The sequence below is a fragment of the Glaciecola sp. XM2 genome, assembly GCF_018595715.1.
In the GTDB taxonomy this organism is placed as follows: Bacteria; Pseudomonadota; Gammaproteobacteria; order Enterobacterales; family Alteromonadaceae; genus Glaciecola.
The window spans coordinates 109,413-127,287 of sequence record NZ_JAHEOJ010000028.1 but is presented as its reverse complement, the minus strand read 5'-3'; the positions used below and the strand labels follow the sequence as shown (position 1 = coordinate 127,287).

General features: G+C 45.3%; 15 protein-coding genes. 12 read left to right on the top strand and 3 right to left on the bottom strand.

Features of this window, described 5'->3' with window-relative positions:
• Positions 1 to 28: 28 nt before the first annotated feature.
• From KJ365_RS16005 to KJ365_RS15995, 3 genes are all read right to left on the bottom strand, one after another.
• The gene (locus KJ365_RS16005) at positions 29 to 1,558 is read right to left on the bottom strand and encodes a S10 family serine carboxypeptidase-like protein (protein ID WP_214452682.1); all 1,530 of its coding nucleotides are present in this window, start codon (positions 1,556 to 1,558) and stop codon (positions 29 to 31) included.
• 111 nt (positions 1,559 to 1,669) lie between these two features.
• Positions 1,670 to 2,521, bottom strand: coding sequence for a DUF72 domain-containing protein (locus tag KJ365_RS16000; protein ID WP_214452681.1), 852 nt, complete (start codon positions 2,519 to 2,521; stop codon positions 1,670 to 1,672).
• A gap of 56 nt (positions 2,522 to 2,577) precedes the next feature.
• On the bottom strand, positions 2,578 to 3,378 hold the full coding sequence (locus tag KJ365_RS15995; protein WP_214452680.1) for an inositol monophosphatase family protein: 801 nt from the start codon (positions 3,376 to 3,378) through the stop codon (positions 2,578 to 2,580).
• A 146-nt stretch (positions 3,379 to 3,524) separates the two neighbouring features.
• Between KJ365_RS15995 and trmJ the strand changes: the two genes are divergently transcribed.
• From trmJ to der, 12 genes are all read left to right on the top strand, one after another.
• Positions 3,525 to 4,250, top strand: a complete 726-nt coding sequence (gene trmJ, locus KJ365_RS15990; protein WP_214452679.1) for a tRNA (cytosine(32)/uridine(32)-2'-O)-methyltransferase TrmJ — start codon at positions 3,525 to 3,527, stop codon at positions 4,248 to 4,250.
• Positions 4,251 to 4,278: 28 nt separating this feature from the next.
• Positions 4,279 to 5,094 (top strand): serine O-acetyltransferase, encoded by an 816-nt coding sequence (gene cysE, locus KJ365_RS15985; RefSeq protein WP_214452678.1) that lies wholly within the window; start codon positions 4,279 to 4,281, stop codon positions 5,092 to 5,094.
• A 122-nt stretch (positions 5,095 to 5,216) separates the two neighbouring features.
• On the top strand, positions 5,217 to 6,425 hold the full coding sequence (locus KJ365_RS15980; RefSeq protein ID WP_214452677.1) for an IscS subfamily cysteine desulfurase: 1,209 nt from the start codon (positions 5,217 to 5,219) through the stop codon (positions 6,423 to 6,425).
• Positions 6,426 to 6,609: 184 nt separating this feature from the next.
• Positions 6,610 to 7,041, top strand: coding sequence for a nucleoside-diphosphate kinase (gene ndk, locus KJ365_RS15975; RefSeq protein ID WP_214452676.1), 432 nt, complete (start codon positions 6,610 to 6,612; stop codon positions 7,039 to 7,041).
• An 88-nt stretch (positions 7,042 to 7,129) separates the two neighbouring features.
• Positions 7,130 to 8,290, top strand: a complete 1,161-nt coding sequence (gene rlmN / locus KJ365_RS15970) for a dual-specificity RNA methyltransferase RlmN (protein WP_214452675.1) — start codon at positions 7,130 to 7,132, stop codon at positions 8,288 to 8,290.
• A gap of 115 nt (positions 8,291 to 8,405) precedes the next feature.
• A complete protein-coding gene (gene pilW / locus KJ365_RS15965) occupies positions 8,406 to 10,646 on the top strand; it encodes a type IV pilus biogenesis/stability protein PilW (protein ID WP_214452674.1) in 2,241 nt (746 codons plus the stop codon).
• Entirely contained in the window at positions 10,636 to 11,694 is a 1,059-nt protein-coding gene (locus KJ365_RS15960) for a RodZ domain-containing protein (protein ID WP_214452673.1), read from the top strand. Before pilW ends, KJ365_RS15960 begins: the two co-directional genes overlap by 11 nt.
• Complete coding sequence (gene ispG / locus KJ365_RS15955; protein WP_214452672.1) at positions 11,694 to 12,845, top strand: flavodoxin-dependent (E)-4-hydroxy-3-methylbut-2-enyl-diphosphate synthase; 1,152 nt, start codon at positions 11,694 to 11,696, stop codon at positions 12,843 to 12,845. The genes KJ365_RS15960 and ispG overlap by 1 nt, the downstream gene beginning before the upstream one ends.
• Positions 12,846 to 12,928: 83 nt before the next feature.
• A complete protein-coding gene (gene hisS, locus KJ365_RS15950) occupies positions 12,929 to 14,203 on the top strand; it encodes a histidine--tRNA ligase (RefSeq protein WP_214452671.1) in 1,275 nt (424 codons plus the stop codon).
• 129 nt (positions 14,204 to 14,332) lie between these two features.
• A complete protein-coding gene (locus KJ365_RS15945) occupies positions 14,333 to 14,971 on the top strand; it encodes a YfgM family protein (protein ID WP_214452670.1) in 639 nt (212 codons plus the stop codon).
• A complete protein-coding gene (gene bamB, locus KJ365_RS15940) occupies positions 14,958 to 16,184 on the top strand; it encodes an outer membrane protein assembly factor BamB (protein WP_502793498.1) in 1,227 nt (408 codons plus the stop codon). Before KJ365_RS15945 ends, bamB begins: the two co-directional genes overlap by 14 nt.
• A 127-nt stretch (positions 16,185 to 16,311) precedes the next feature.
• On the top strand, positions 16,312 to 17,757 hold the full coding sequence (gene der, locus KJ365_RS15935; protein WP_214452668.1) for a ribosome biogenesis GTPase Der: 1,446 nt from the start codon (positions 16,312 to 16,314) through the stop codon (positions 17,755 to 17,757).
• Positions 17,758 to 17,875: the final 118 nt, after the last annotated feature.

The window sequence follows — 17,875 nt, the reverse complement described above, 5'->3', positions numbered from 1 at the left end:
TGCGGGCGCGCTGATAAAAATGTTTAAACTAACGCGGATACTCAGCAGGGGCGCTTGGCGCTACCGTAGTGTTTTTGATGAACTCTCGAAGGTCTTGATTCGATAATTCTAAATCTTGGCGACGTAAGTACATCATATGACCACTTCTATACCCTTTAAAACTCAAACGCTCCTTCATTTTTCCACTTGGGTCTAGTTGCCACATCGTGTACTTTGCATCAAAGTAATTAGTCGCACCATCATAATAACCCGCCTGTATCAGCACGTTTAAATACGGGTTTTGCGCCATCGCAAGACGAAGGTTTTCACCAGTATTATCATTGGTGCGATCCCAAGGACGTACCGGTCCGAACATATTGTATTTAATATCGGTTTTATAGTTTAGCTCTTCTCTTAAGTAGTAGTTAATCGCAGGGGTAAATGAGTGTAACCAAGAGGTAAGCTCTGCCCAATAGTCAGGTGAATCACCGGTCTCTTTTTTGTCTATGCCTAAATAACGGCTATCGAGTCGCCCAATGGTCTTACCTTCATCTCTTAACAGTTCTTTCCAGAAAAACTGGGTACTAATATCCATGTTGCTTTGTGCAACGGCCTGCTCACTTAAGCCTGAAAAACGCGCAACATTCGCAATGACCGATTGTTTTTCTTCAGCGTCGATAAAGGCGCCCTTAGCCAGAGCGGGTAGGTAACTATCTATGGTGTAGCGCTCAACTTCATCTAATACCTCGTATAGGTCTTTGGCTTGTAAGTCGGCAGGTAGCTTTTGGTGATGCCAAGCGGTTGCAGCGAAATACGGTAATCTATTGGCTGCTTTTACAGGGCCTTGGCGGTCAATGCCTATATCTGTAGGAGAGACTAATACCACGCCGTTGAGATACATCCACTGATTGTTTTGCAGCGCTAAGGCCAAGCCCGATACGCGATTGGTTCCATAACTTTCGCCAATTAAATATTTTGGCGAGCGCCATTTGTTAAAACGCGTTACAAAGGTATTTAACCACTCTGCGAGATAGCGAATATCGGCATTCACACCAAAAAACATATCTTGTTGTTGTTCTTTAGATGGCATCTTGCCTTCTGCGTCTTTCAGGACTCTGCTATATGCGGTATTCACCGGGTTTACAAATACGATGTCAGCGACATCTAAGACAGAATAAGGGTTGGTTTGAACGCCATATGGTTGAACCGGGTAGCCTTCATCATCAATGTTTAAAATACGCGGGCCGGTGTATGCTACATGCATCCAAACGGACGCTGAACCTGGACCTCCATTAAAGGAAATGAGCAATGGCCGAACTTCGTCAGACTTAACATCAGTGCGCTGGTAGAAAGTATAAAACAACGTTGCTACCGCTTCGCCTTGCTCGTCCCATACGGGCTGTGTGCCAGTGGTCGCAGAGTAACTTACGCGCTCACCGTTTATCTGTGTTTTGTGCTCTGTGACTACCGCAGATTCAACTTCAATCTGACGGTTAAACTCCTGCGCGTTTGCAATTAGCGTAACACTCATCATCAGCATCGCGAGAGAGCGTATCGAGTATTTGGTTAAACTCAACATGGTATAGTAGGCCTCTTATCATTGGTATGTGGCATATTCTTTAATACTGTAACGCAAATCTTAAGGTATTGGCTAATCTTTCATGCCCGCGGCAATACCCATAAAACTTGCTCACAGCAAATTAGACTGCTGGGGCACAGGAAATGGCGGTAAGTCTGCGATATGCATATTGTTTGCATGACGCTGAACTGATTGGTGCAGGGCAAGTGCATAAGATGGGCAGTAAAAATTGTTGGGGCAATGGATGCTAATGAATGGCTCGATGTCATGCTGCAAGTAATTCACCACCATTTTTCCCCGCTGCTCAATAAACAGCTGGTTATCAGGGGAGTCTGGATGCAGCACCAACCTCACAAAAGCACGTTTATTATACACTTTTGGTGAAACCGGCACGTTGGGCTTTTCATGTTTGGCTTGCACAACATCTGGATGACTTTGATCGCCACGATATAAAGGGCGACTGTCTAATACTACGCGATTAGCTTGATAAGTATCTAATACTGCTTGCAGGTTATCATTTTCGTTAAAAAAGTCGGGGTGGCGAACTTCTACGGCAGCGTTCAGATGTGAGGGAAGCTTTTGTAAGATGGCGTCGATAAAACCGACGCTGCTTGGACTAATCTTCGCTGGAAAGACTAACAGCAATGGACCTAAATGCGCTTGGAGTGGAGAAATGCGATTGATGAAAGTGTCTAATAGGTCCCAATCTGGTTGCGCTGCATGGGTAATGGTTTGCGGAAGCTTAAAACAGATTTTACAGTCGTATGGGGCCAGCGATTCTTGCCAAGTCGCCACTTTTTCTTCAGTGGGAAGTTGATAGAAGGTGGTGTTACCTTCTACCATATTAAACACGCTTGCATAACTCGCTAAACTGCTAGGCTTATCGCTAAAGTACTTGTTTTTCCAACCTGAAAAGGCCCAAGCGGGCAGCCCTAGTCGATATGGAAGCGTGTTGTGTATCATATTTAAAAGCGAAGCCAGTGACTGGCTAAACACCCTAAACCAAGGTTAGGATGCTGTTAGCCTTTTAGTTCTTTCACAATATTCTGCACCACTCTTGGTCCACCAGCAACAATGCCGTTTGAGCTTCCAGGGGCTTTAAGTTCTGCATAAAGTGGGTCGTTGTTACCCGCATAGTCGGTAATTAAGCCACCTGATTCTTTGACGAGCAATTCGCCCGCGGCCATATCCCATGAGCGCAAGCCTTTTTCCCAATAGCCATCGTAACGACCCGCCGCAACATACGCTAAATCAAGGGCTGCTGAGCCTGAGCGTCTTACGTCACCGGCTTTTGCGAATATACGGCCAAATTGACCAATGGCTTCGTCGTAGCGCGCTCTGTCTCTAAATGGAAATGCCGTCGCAAGAATGGTGCCCGATAAGTCTTTGGTTTTTGAAGTACGAATGCGGTAGCCGTTTAACTGTGCACCGCCGCCTTTGCTTGCAGCAAAAAGCTCACCGCGAATAGGGTCAAACACAACCGCTTGGTCGAGCTTGCCTTTGTGCAAAAGCGCGATGCTGACTGCAAAGTGAGGAATGCCTTGAATAAAGTTAGTCGTACCGTCGAGGGGGTCGATTACCCAGGTAAATTCTGGGTTTTTCTCAATGCTCCCACCTTCTTCACATATAAACGAGTGATCAGGATAGGCTTGCTGGATTTTGTCAATAATTGTGGCTTCGGCTTCCTTATCAATTTTCGTAACAAAATCATTTATTCCTTTTTGTTCGATGTTGAGTTCGTCGCGGTTTTCAAAACCACGAGCAATAACTGAGCCTGCAGAGCGCGCGGCGCGCACGGCGATGTTTAGCATATGATGCATAGAGTCCACCAAATATTGACAAATTGTAAAAAGAACGGTTAAAAACGCGCGAAGTGTATCAGACCTAGTTATCACATGCTATATTATGCGCCGATTTTTACTTGCCGCCGCATGAATAAAGGCAGAATCAAAAAGGAAGGGTAAGCATGCTTGATGCCATTCGCATCGTCTTGGTCAACACCTCACATACTGGCAACATTGGCTCTGCTGCGCGAGCAATGAAAACGATGGGGCTCTCATCGTTATATTTGGTCGACCCAGTATCGCCGCCTGACGGCAAGTCCAGTGCATTAGCCGCTGGCGCTGGTGATGTTCTAGCAAACGCTGTCACGGTCAATACGCTAGAAGAAGCGATTGAGGGCTGTGGCTTAGTGGTGGGCACTTCGGCACGTTCTAGAACTTTGTCTTGGCCGATGTTAACGGCAAGGGAGTGCGGTCATAAACTTACCGATGAGGCGAAGCAATATCCTGTCGCACTGGTATTTGGGCGAGAAAACAACGGCCTTTCTAATCATGAGCTGCAGTTGTGCAACTATCATGTGTGTATCGATGCCAACCCAGAGTACAGCTCATTAAATTTAGCGGCAGCGGTGCAAACACTATGTTATGAAGTGCGCATGAGTCATTTAGAAAAGCTGAATGCGCCTTATGTTGAGCCGGCAGAGCAAGAATACCCCTTAGCAGAAGACCTTGGGCGATTTTATAAGCATCTTGAATCAACCTTAGAAAATACAGGTTTCATTCGCAAAAACCATCCAGGTGTGGTGATGATTAAACTGCAAAGAATGTTCAATCGCGCGCGTCTAGAATCTCAAGAACTCAATATTTTACGCGGCATTTTAGCGTCTATCGATAAGCAATCTAATAAATAGCCTGTTTGATACCATCACGAGGAAAACTATGTTTTCAAGAATGAAAGAAGATATTGAAAGTGTATTTCATCGCGACCCTGCGGCGCGCAATGGGTTTGAGGTACTATTCAACTATCCGGGTTTACATGCTATCTGGATTCATCGACTCAGTCATAAGCTTTGGACATTAAAGCTTGGCTTTCTTGCACGCGTAATTTCCAACATAAGCCGTTTTTTGACGGGTATCGAAATACACCCAGGCGCTAAACTCGGACGCCGTGTTTTTATCGATCATGGCATGGGCGTAGTTATCGGCGAAACCGCAGTTGTGGGCGATGACGTGACGCTTTATCATTCTGTTACCCTAGGCGGCACAAGCTGGAATGCAGGGAAAAGGCATCCTACCTTACAAAAAGGCGCCGTTATTGGTGCTGGTGCAAAAATTCTAGGGCCTATTACGATTGGTGAAAATGCGCGAGTGGGCTCTAACTCTGTGGTGGTCAATAACGTGCCAGATAACGCAACGTGTGTGGGTATTCCTGGACGTGTGATCCTTGCAAAACAAGGCGCTTCTGGTGCGCAGCAAAACGGTAAGAGGCAGGCTATTGCTAAAAAATACGGCTTTGATGCCTACGCAATCTCCGACGATAACCCAGATCCTGTCGCCAATGCGCTTGGTTTGATGTTAGAGCACGTGCATTTAATGGATACCAAAGTAGAAGAGATGTGCAAAGTGATTCAAAGTTTGGGTGGAGACGTATGTACCGACTCTTTGCCGAAATTAAAGGCTGAAGATTTTGAAGGAACAGGTATATCCCCAGTTCTAAAAAAAGAGGCTGCCGAGGCATTCGACCCGCATATTTAGGGATGTATTGTGCATTAACCGACTAAGTTACGACGATGTTATTGATGCAGTGCTTGATAAATTCAGCCAAGAACTTAGACTTCAGTTAGTAAGATCGCCTAAACCTTAAAGCAGAGCAATAGATGAGCAAACCTCAACTACCTATATATCTCGATTACTCCTCCACTACACCCGTAGACCCGCGTGTGGCCGAGAAGATGATGAGGTGTTTAACCCGTGAAGGGGTTTTTGGTAACCCTGCTTCTCGTTCTCATAAGTTTGGATGGGTCGCTGAAGAGGCGGTAGATGTTGCCCGTAATCAAATTGCAGATTTGGTGAATGCCGACCCTCGTGAAATTGTCTTCACGTCGGGTGCTACAGAGTCAAATAACCTTGCGATTAAAGGTGCCGCACACTCATATAAAGACCGCGGTAAGCACATTATTACCCTTAAAACTGAGCACAAAGCTGTGTTAGACACTATGCGTCAGCTTGAGCATGAAGGTTTTGATGTGACGTATATGCAGATAGAGCCTAATGGTCTGGTCGATTTAAACAAATTACAAGAACAAATGCGGGATGATACGATTGTTGTCAGTATCATGCATGTCAATAACGAGATTGGCGTGATCCAAGATATTGCAAGCATTGGTGAGATCTGCCGCCAACGCAACATTATCTTTCATGTCGATGCTGCCCAGAGCACAGGTAAAGTCGCTATTGATCTGCAAACAATGAAAGTGGATTTGATGTCGTTTTCAGGTCATAAAACCTATGGTCCTAAAGGTATTGGTGCGCTTTACGTGCGTCGTAAGCCACGTGTTCGTATCGAGGCTCAAATGCACGGTGGTGGTCATGAGCGAGGAATGCGAGCAGGTACCCTAGCTACCCATCAAATTGTAGGATTAGGTGAGGCATTTCGCCTAGCCAAAGAAGAAATGGCCGAAGAAAATGAGCGCATCAGGATATTGCGCGACCTTCTTTGGAGTGGCATAAAAGATATGGAAGAAGTGTACCTAAACGGCGACTTCAATCAGCGTGTTGTGCACAATCTTAATGTTAGTTTTAACTATGTGGAAGGTGAGACATTAATGATGGCGCTAAAAGATTTAGCGGTATCAACCGGGTCTGCGTGCACATCTGCGAGTCTGGAACCATCTTACGTGCTAAGCGCGTTAGGTATTAGCGATGATCTTGCGCATAGCTCAATCCGTTTCAGTGTTGGTCGCTTTACGACCAAAGAAGAGATTGAATATGCAGTAGCGGTTATTCAAAGTGCAATAACAAAGCTGCGAGAAGTATCTGTAAGTTGGCAAAGTTACCAACAGGGTCGAGACGCAGCGTCTGTTTAATAGCATCGCTTTAAAACCGGTATAAATAATGCTGATTTGTGGGTTGAACGCCTAAAATCTTCCATCAATTACGCTTGTGAGCAATATTAATACAAATTTGATTGGGATTTTGTGTTGAAAGTGCATATAATCGCGCGCTCGGGTAAAACCAATCTTTAAACATTAATAAATATAGGAATTGATCATGGCTTTAGAACGCACTTTTTCAATTATCAAACCTGATGCAGTAGCGAAAAATGCAATCGGTGCCATTTACAACCGTTTCGAAAGCGCAGGCTTGCGCATCGTTGCTTCTAAAATGGTCCATTTAAGCAGAGAAAAGGCAGAAGGCTTTTATGCAGAGCATAAAGAGCGTCCTTTCTTTGGTGCCTTGGTCGATTTTATGACCTCTGGACCGGTAATGGTACAAGTATTAGAAGGCGACAACGCGGTAGTAAAAAATCGTGAAATCATGGGCGCAACTAACCCTGCTGAAGCGGCCGCTGGTACTTTACGTTCTGATTACGCGGAATCTATTGATGAAAACGCTGTGCACGGTTCAGATGCTCCTGAATCAGCAGCACGTGAAATCGCATACTTCTTCTCTGATGAAGAGATTTGCCCACGTACTCGTTAATCAATAAATACTGTTATACTAAGGGAGCTATTAGCTCCCTTTTTTTGCATTAGTAACCCATTGTAATAATAGAAATAGGCACGAAAAAATGACTCAGGTAAATACTGCTCAAGCGACGTCGAAGGCTTCAGGTAAAAAGGTCAATTTATTGAACTTTAATCGCGCAGGTTTACGAGATTATTTTGCTTCTATTGGCGAGAAGCCTTTTCGTGCTGACCAACTCATGAAGTGGATTTACCAAGCCGGTGAATCTGACTTTGAAAAAATGACGAATATCAATAAAGCGCTTCGTGTAAAACTCCAAGAAAACTGCGAGATTCGAGCGCCTGAGATATCTGAGTATCAACAAGCAACCGATGGCACTATTAAGTTCGCGATTATTCTCGATGGTGGTCAAGAAGTAGAAACGGTGTGGATCCCAGAAACGGATAGAGCAACCCTTTGTGTATCCTCTCAAGTTGGCTGCGCATTAGAGTGCACTTTTTGTTCGACCGCGCAGCAAGGTTTTAATCGCAACCTCACGGTCGCCGAAATTATCGGTCAAGTGTGGCGAGTGGCTACCTTCATCGGATTGTCTAAAGATACCTCACAGCGCCCCATCACCAATGTAGTGATGATGGGAATGGGCGAGCCTTTGCTAAACCTCAAAAACGTTGTGCCAGCAATGGATATTATGATGGATGACTTTGGTTTTGGGCTGTCAAAACGTCGCGTTACCTTATCAACCTCTGGCGTTGTGCCTGCCTTGGATATGCTAGGTGATCAAATAGATGTTGCTCTTGCAATTTCATTGCATGCAGCAGACAACACTTTGCGTGATGAGATTGTACCGGTAAATAAAAAGTACCCAATAGAAGAGTTTTTAGCGGGTGTACGCAGATATCTTGCCAAATCAAAAGCCAATCAAGGCAAAGTTACCGTTGAGTATGTGATGTTAAGTCATATAAATGACAGTACTGACCAAGCACATGAGCTTGCAAAGGTGCTAAAAGATACCCCTAGCAAAATTAATTTGATTCCTTTTAACCCTTACCCAGGCTCTCCATATACTTGCTCAAGCAACTCTCGAATTGATCGATTTGCGAAAGTGCTAATGAACTATGGCTTTACAGTGGTGGTCAGAAAAACACGTGGGGATGATATCGATGCCGCTTGCGGTCAATTGGTCGGAGACGTGGTGGATAGAACCAAACGGTTGCTGAAAAAACAAATCCACGGTGAAGCTATCTCCGTAAAGATGGCGCAGTAATACATATAAGTGGAACGAATATTGCTAAACGATGAGTAGTCAGTTGCTAATCGCTTGCTAATCAACATCAATTAATGCCCTGTTGATAGCAAAAAAGAAAAAGGAGCGATATTAAATGTTAAGAGCCCTCATTTGCGGCCTAATGGTAATCACTTTGTCAGCATGTGTGTCAGAACCTAGAGATCCTTCATTTGGAAGGCCTGGATCATTTGACCCGGTTGAAGCCGCCAAAACTCGCGTTAGCCTTGGTCTAACATATCTTCAGAACGGCAACTTTACACAAGCAAAATTTAACTTAGATAGGGCATTAGAATTTGCACCTCGCGATGGCCAAGCCCATTTCGCGATGGCATTTTACTATCAACAGGTTGGTGAAGTAGCCCGCGCAGAAGAGAGTTATGAAAAAGCGCTCGACTTTTCTAATAACGACCCCGATGTATTAAATAGTTATGGCGCGTTTTTGTGTCAGCTAGGCCAATACGACAAGGCGAAGGACTATTTTTTACGCGCTGTGAATGATAGAAACTACGTATCTAGCGCTGAGACCTATGAAAACTTAGCTATTTGTAGCACGAGCCAAGGGAAGCGAGAAGAAGCTATTGCCTTTTTCAACAGCGCATTAAACCATCAGCCAACGCGCTCCGATAGTCTGTTTTTACTGACACAACTTTACGTTGAAGATGCAAATTGGGAAGAGGCGAAAAAGACGCTGTTTAAATACGAGCGTACCTCGCCAATCTCGGCCGAGACCTTATATTTTCAGTATCAGATTGCTCAAGGTATGAATGACACTAAAACCGCAGTTGGTTATGGTGAAATTCTTAAGTCCATGTATCCAGACCATCCAAATACAAAAGCTTACTTGACTTCAATGGGCAAGTTTAAGCCAGCGGCAAATGTTACCCGTAAAACGCGTCAAGTTTCGCCGCCGGTGCAAACTTTAGCCGAGCAACCGGTAGAAAATGTTGCTAAAAACAGCATAACGCTTATTGATACAACCCCGAATACTGTTGAATCAAGCAATCCAGAATTACCAGTAGCCGCGCCAACCGGAGTGGTTGCAACTAACTCGACTGCTACCGCTAATGCAGCAGATATTGCTGAGACAACAACCGATGCAACCTTGGCCGCTGCTGCTGAGGCAACCGCTGCGTTGGTTTCACAAGCGACGCAAGGCGCAGAAGAGCTTGAACAGACGTCACAAGACAATGAACAGGCACAAACGTCAGTGGATATTGCTAAAACTGAAGTGGCAGATGACGTCACGCCAGCACTTGCACCCGATGCATCAGCAGAAATTGAAGAACTCGCTAATCAGAATATGACAAAAATGGATGATGACGTAAGCATGGTTGTTGAAGCAAGCGATGATGCTATCGAAGCCACTGAGTCTGAAATACTTGCACAAACCGATGAGCTAACGGATGAAGTGCAAACGATAGCTGACGACGTTGTTACGGTTGAGCAAGAAAATACTCAAGTCGCTGAAGCAGGTTCACAAGTTATCGCACAGACAGACGTTTTGGATGACGCTGCGCCTCAAGAGGCAGTTGATACGTTTACACCCAGTGAATCTGAAACGCTTGCAGTGGTGGATGAACTGCCTGATGCATATGCATCGGATAATACAATTGAAAGAAGTGTTACAGAAGTGACTGATGCTACATCTGAGACCATTGAAGATACAAGCGCGCTAGTTGACGATGCCGCTCAAGAGCTAACAGACACACTAATGCAAGCGCCTGAAACTGAGATGCTAGCCGAGATTAATGAAGGCGCTGAACAAAGTGCGTCTGAGATAGCAAGTTCAGCAACTATCCTTGAAGACGAAGCCTCAGAAGTTGCCGCTGAAGTGACTGAGGATGCAGAGTCATTAGTTGATGCTGTCGAATCGGAGGTGATTGAGGCTACTGCACAAACCGAAGTACTAGTTGAAGCAAGTGTTTCAGACGCTGCAGATGACATGGCGGCGCTAGAGCAGCAAACAGATGATGCATTGGCGAATGCCCTTAACAGTAACCCAGTGCAAGCGATTGAAAATGACGAAGAGGGCGACGTGGATGCACAGCTTTCCCAAGCGCTCGCTTCATTAGAAAGTGCTGTTGATTCGACGACGGTCGCAAGCTCTGATTCTGATGAAATGCCCAGTGAAGTCGCTGAGGAAATAACTGAGGATACTTCAACAAACGAAGACGGTTTTCATGTAGTATTACCGAAAGAAAATTTGTATCGTATTTCGCTGAAATATAATGTAAAAATGAACTCACTACTAGAATGGAACAATTTAACCGATGCTTCTGACATCAAAAAAGGTTCCAGATTAAGGGTGAAGGCACCGGATAATAATGACAAATAAAGAAAGCCCACCAATCGCTGAAGGTAAAACCGAAAAGCCTACACTTGGTAATATGTTGCGCGAAGCGCGTGAAAAGCAAGGGATGACGCAACAACAGGTTGCTAGCAAACTGCGCTTGCGCGTTAGCAGTGTGCAAGCGCTAGAGACCGATAGCGTGGAAAAAGGTGTATCAATCACTTTTTCTAAAGGTTATGTAAGACTTTATGGCAAGCTTTTGGGCTTGCAAGTAGAGCCGCTGTTAAGAGCCTTTGAGCAGTTGCATGCTGAAAATGAGCAACCCGCAAAACTACAAAGTTTTTCTCGTAGGGTTGCACGTGAAGCGAATGATTCTAGGTGGAATATGGTCACCTATGTCATTGTCGCTTTGGTGATTGGTTCAGTGGTCCTGTGGTGGCTCGACCAATCTGATTTTTCGTTCACCTCAGCCATTAATGCTAACAATGCTCAGGTGGCGGCGCAGCCCGATGTGAGCGATTCCGATAGTCAAACGAATGAGGTGGCGTTAACGGCCGTCGATCTACAAGATGATGCAGAGCTTAATGACACTGAGGTTGATGCTAATCTTGACGACGCATCAGAGCAAATAAGCAGCGCTCAACAAGTGTTAGAAGACGACGTACGAAGCAATATAGCATCACCTATCACTGAGAGCACATCAATACAGCAACCAGATGAGCAAGTATTACAAGAACAAGCTGTATCGGCTGAAATCACCGAAACGGCGGAAACGGTTGCTCCTCGCGCATTGCAATATTCACCATTTGACACATCATTGCCATTTAAGGTGAACGAAGATGGTACGGTGGACATGGTGTTCACATTCTCAGATGATTGCTGGGTGAGTGTTAAAGATGCAAATGGCGAAGTCGTTGCCATTGGCGTAAAAGTAAAAGGACGAGTCATGGAAGTCTCTGGATTGCCTCCACTAGAAGTGATCTTAGGCGCACCAGGCGCCGTTGATATAGATTTTGGTGGTGAGCAGATAGACATGAGTCAATTCCCGGTTACCCGGACTGCGAACTTCCAGTTGCCCTTACAAGGTGAGTAATGTTTGCTGAAAACCCTATAATAAGAAGAAAATCTACACGAATAAACGTAGGCACTGTGCCAATTGGTGACGGTGCTCCTATTGCCGTTCAGTCAATGACCAATACCGATACCAATGACGTTGCAGCGACAGTTGCCCAAATAAAGCGCATTCAGGCCGTCGGTGGTGACATTGTGCGTGTATCTGTGCCCACGATGGACGCTGCTGAAGCGTTCAAGCAAATTCGCCAACAGGTGGATATTCCGTTGGTAGCCGATATCCACTTCGATTATAGAATAGCCCTCAAAGTGGCTGAGTATGGTGTGGATTGCTTGCGCATTAATCCGGGCAATATTGGCAACATGGAGCGCGTAAAGTCAGTTGTTGACTGTGCTAAAGATAAAGGGATTCCCATTCGTATTGGTGTTAATGGCGGCTCTCTTGAACGCGATCTACAAGAAAAGTATGGTGAGCCCACTCCTGAAGCGCTGGTTGAATCGGCCATGCGTCATGTAGACATCCTCGATAAACTTAATTTTCATCAGTTCAAAGTATCTGTAAAAGCGTCGGACGTATTTCTTGCCGTTGGCGCATATCGATTGTTAGCGAAACAAATTGAACAGCCTTTGCATCTAGGCATTACCGAAGCAGGCGGTTTGCGCTCTGGTTCGGTGAAAAGCTCTGTTGGTTTAGGTATGCTTTTGGCTGAAGGCATTGGCGACACCATTCGTATTTCTCTGGCAGCAGACCCTGTAGAGGAAATTAAGGTCGGTTTTGATATTCTTAAATCACTTCGCATTCGCTCAAGAGGCATTAACTTTATTGCCTGCCCAAGCTGCTCACGGCAAGAGTTCGACGTTATCGCTACGGTAAATGCATTGGAACAGCGTCTTGAAGATATTATTACACCGCTCGATGTATCCATCATAGGCTGTGTGGTGAATGGGCCAGGCGAGGCAGAAGTATCTGATGTTGGTCTAACCGGCGCGCGCAATATGAGCGGATATTACTTAGATGGTAAGCGTCAACGCGAACGTTTGAGTAACGATGACTTAGTCGATCAGCTTGAAAAGCGCATTCGCGCCAAAGCGAATTTGAAGGCCAGTATGCTTGATGAGAACAAACGAATTGATGTCCAGCAGCTTTCAGATAGCCCCGAAACGCTAAAATAAGCCGTAAATAACACTTCTACAATTTACCCAGCGCGACAAAATCCTTATAATGTCGCGCTTTGAACTATCATCGCGAGCAAACAGTGGCTAAAACAATTCAAGCAATTCGAGGTATGAATGACTGCCTACCCAACGAAGTGGGTGCGTGGCAATTAGTCGAGCGTCACCTTCGCGAGTTAGCGCAAAGTTATCAATATCATGAAATTCGCACCCCCGTGGTCGAGAGCACTGACCTTTTCAAGCGTTCTATAGGTGAAGTGACGGACATCGTTGAGAAAGAGATGTACACCTTTGACGATCGCAATGGAGATAGCTTAAGCCTCAGACCCGAAGGTACCGCTTGTTGTGTGCGCGCCGGCAATGAGCATGGCCTGTTGTACAACCAGCAGCAAAGGTTGTGGTATATGGGCCCTATGTTTCGTCATGAACGTCCGCAAAAGGGGCGGTATCGTCAGTTTCATCAATTTGGTGCAGAGGCTTATGGTTTTGAAGGCCCTGATATTGATGTAGAGCTAATTATGATGGGTGCCAGATTGTGGAAAGCCTTTGGTATTCAAGACAAAGTTGAGCTACAAATCAATTCTCTAGGCAGCGGTGAAGCACGTGCAGCTTACAAAGAAAAGCTGATTGCGTTTTTACTTACCGTTGAAGAGCAATTAGACGAAGACTCTAAGCGCAGACTGCACACTAACCCTCTTCGAGTGCTTGATTCTAAAAACCCCGATACTCAGCGCGCTATAGCAGATGCGCCGCGCCTAATTGATCACCTCGATGAAGCATCAAAAATACATTTTGATAAAGTATGTGCTCAGTTAACGGCACTTGGCGTGTCGTTTGTGGTCAATCCATCGTTAGTACGCGGCCTAGATTATTACAATCGCACCGTGTTTGAATGGGTCACGGACATGCTTGGGGCGCAGGGCACTATATGTGCGGGCGGTCGTTATGATGGCCTCGTTGAACAGCTAGGTGGGAAGGCAAGCCCGGCCATTGGATTTGCTATGGGGATTGAAAGACTAGTGTTGTTGATTGAAGCCACGCAAGATACTCAGTTACTCAACACCGCGCCGGACGTCTTCATTACCGCCCTTGGTGAAATTAGTCAGACGCCTGCGATGTTATTAGCCGAAAAGGTAAGAGACGCTCACCCATCCTTGCGAGTGCTGATGCACTGCGGTGGCGGTAATATGAAAAAACAAATGAAGAAAGCCGGGGGCTCTGGCGCAAAGCTAGCCATTATTATTGGTGAAGCAGAAATAGAACAAAAAATGTATGGCGTAAAGTATCTTCAAGAAGATAAGCCTCAGCAGCAATTTAGTGAAGTAGATTTAATTAAGTTATTGAGTCAAATGAACTAGCCTACGGGCCAAGCTATGCTCAATATTGATGGCAACATTTAACGCGAGATTGAACAAGATCGCGCACCGTAAATAGGATATACTCTGCGCACAAAAACGCAGACCTACGCGTATTATATAGAGGACAAAATGGAACGCTTTGAAACAGAAGAACAGCAAATTGAAGCTATCAAGGGTTTTTGGAAAGAAAACGGCATGGTCATTGTGCTTGGCGCTTTGCTTGGTTTAGGTGGCCTTTGGGGATGGCGTGCATATAACGATAACGTTATTTCATCAAAAGAAGCAGCGTCGTCTGCTTACACTGCGAGTATTGAGCAATTTGTCGAGTCGGAAGAAATTGACGCGCTAAGCGCCTTCGTTAACGAAAATGAAGGTACAGGTTATGCGCCTCTTGCATCGATGATTGTTGCTCAACAGGCAATTGATAAGTCTGATTATGAAACGGCTATTAAATATTTAACTATAGCCGCATCCGACAAGGGCGAAGTAGCTGACGTTGCAAAATTGCGTTTAGCGGCAGTGCATCTTGAAGTTGGAGAGTTTTCAAAAGCACTTGTACAACTTGATGCAGTGACTTCTGCTTCATTCGAAGACCAAGTTCAAGAGCTCAAGGGTGACGTTTTGTATGCTCAAGGTGAGTTTGACCAAGCCAAAGAGGCATATAACCTTGCTTTATTGGAACTTCCTAACGATGCGAACATCAAAATGAAACTCGATAACATCGCATTTGCGAAAACGCAGGCAGTGAGCGCTAATAGTGAACAATAGTATAAAAGTCCTTGGACTTATTTTTTTGTTGAGCGGATGCTCAACTATGTCTGGTTGGTTTAGTGATGACGAAGAGCAGGCAATTAGAGACTTGCCTGACATCCAAATGGAGTTTGTCACGCAGGTCAACTGGGATGAAGATGTGGGCGATGGCATTCAAAATTTCTTTTCTCGACTGTCTCCAGCAATAGATAACGGCAAAATTTTCGCCGCAGACAGGAACGGCACCGTTGTTGCTTTTTCTCCAGACGACGGTGATGTCATCTGGGAGGTTGATCTCGGGTTGCCTAGCAACAAAAGTAATTTGTGGAACGGTTATGGCCTGTTTGCCGGTTCTCTGCCTGCAAAAATCGCGGGTGGACTAACCACTGCATATGATTCTGTACTGCTAGGTACTGAAAACGGTGAAGTGATCGCGCTGAATCAAGAAGATGGCAGCATCAAATGGCGCACACAAGTACCCAGTGAAGTGCTTGCAGCGCCTGCTGCAGATTCTGGTGTGGTCGTGGTGAACACTGTTGCCGGTATTCTGATGGGTTTAGATGCCCAGACCGGTGAAATACTATGGCGTAACGAATCAGATGTCCCTCCGCTTACCTTACGCGGTGTATCAGCGCCAAGTGCCGCAAATGGCGGCGCAATTGTGGGCTTAGCAACAGGGCGTTTGCAAGTCAGCATTATCGACTCTGGTTTGACTGCATGGGAACAAGTGATAGCCAAACCAACAGGCGCTACTGAACTAGAGCGTATTGTTGATGTTGACAGCAAGCCGCTCGTATTTGGCGGCACCGTATTTGTAATCAGCTATGGTGGCTCCTTATCGGCGGTAGAGCTACGAACAGGTCAGGTTATATGGACGAGAGACTATGCCGCTTTTCGCAGCGTAACCATTGCGGGAAATCGCTTGTTTGTAACAGATAATGATTCGACTTTGTATGCTATCGATCGTCGTAATGGTGTTGAGTTATGGTCATCGAATGCGTTAAGAGCTCGCAACCTTACTGAAGCGACACCGGTGGGTGATTATATCGTAACAGGTGATAAGTTCGGCTTCCTACATTGGTTTACACAAGATGAAGGTAAGTATGTATCGAGGCTTGAAGTTGGTGATGATGATCTCGATGAAGGGATTTACGCTGCGCCTGTGTACCAAGATGGTTTGTTGGTTGTGCAATTAAGAAACGGCAACGTAAGCTTAATTTCAACGCCATAATAAACGAACGCTATTTGCAAATAAAAAACGTCAATGGCGATGCTATTGGCGTTTTTTATCCTTTATATATTCAAGTTTATGGGCTGGCAATACACCGTGCGGTGTTTACAGCCACAAGAGGTTCATTATGTTACCGGTAATCGCGCTTGTTGGGCGCCCAAATGTTGGTAAGTCGACATTATTTAATCGTTTGACTCACACCCGCGATGCCTTAGTGGCAGATTTTCCTGGGTTAACTCGCGACCGAAAATACGGCCAAGCCAAGTATGAACAACGTCAGTTTATTGTAGTAGACACCGGCGGCATTACTGGCGACGAAGAGGGCATCGACGCTGCTATGGCGCAGCAGTCTTTGATGGCAATAGACGAAGCCGACGTAGTGCTATTTATGGTAGATGCACGCGCTGGTCTAACGCCCGCTGATATCGGAATCGCCGAACACCTTAGAAAGCAAGATAAAACCATTTACGTTGTTGCAAACAAAGTTGATGGGATAGACGCAGACAGTGAGAGCGCCGACTTTTACGCACTCGGTTTTGAGATGCTCTTTCAAATTGCCGCCTCACAAGGTCGCGGTGTATCAAACATGCTCAACGAAGTGCTTGAGCCTATTTCTCTTGCCTTCCCTGATATGCAAATTGCTGATGAAGAAGGGTTAGAAGAAGAAGATGCTGAGGCCAAGCTTGCACGTCTGCAGGCATCACCAATCAAACTAGCGATTGTGGGCAAGCCTAATGTTGGCAAGTCTACTTTAACCAATCGTATCCTAGGGGAAGAACGAGTCGTCGTTTATGATTTACCAGGAACTACTCGAGACAGTATTTTCATCCCCATGCAGCGTGATGAACGCGAATATATCTTGATTGATACCGCAGGTGTTAGAAAACGCAAAAAGATTTCTGAAGCGATAGAGAAGTTTTCTATTGTTAAAACTTTACAAGCCATTGAAGAAGCCAATGTAGTACTTTTAGTGATTGATGCTCGCGAAGGTATCGCCGATCAAGATTTGAGTTTGCTCGGTTTTATCCTGAATTCTGGGCGCTCTTTAGTGCTAGCAGTTAACAAATGGGATGGTTTAAGCAACGATGCCAAAGATGAAATTAAGCGTGAGTTAGATAGGCGCCTAGGCTTTGTGGATTTTGCACGCTTACATTTTATTTCTGCGCTTCATGGAAGTGGCGTTGGACACTTGTTTGAATCGGTACAAGAAGCCTACAACTGTGCCACTCAGCGCATAAATACCGCCATGCTCACGCAAATCATGGAAATGGCACAAGCGGACCATCAGCCACCCTTGGTGCGAGGCCGCAGAGTGAAAATGAAGTATGCTCACGCCGGCGGCTACAATCCACCGGTAATCGTCATTCACGGAAATCAAGTGCAAGACTTGGCAGACTCATATAAGCGTTATTTAATGAATTACTATCGTAAGTCATTGAAAATAATGGGAACACCGATAAAAATTGAGTTTAGAGAAGGCGCAAACCCGTTTGAAGGAAAGCAAAACAAGCTCACTATATCCCAAGAACGAAAGCGCAAGCGTTTAATGTCTTTTCATAAAGCGAAAAAATAAAAACGATTAATTAGGCGCAGGTTCTACTTTGAACCTGTGTTTTGTTTTAAATTTCAGAATCAACCAAGCCACCCTTCATAAAACTGTCATTCTATCGCCAACGTAGCTTCATGTATTT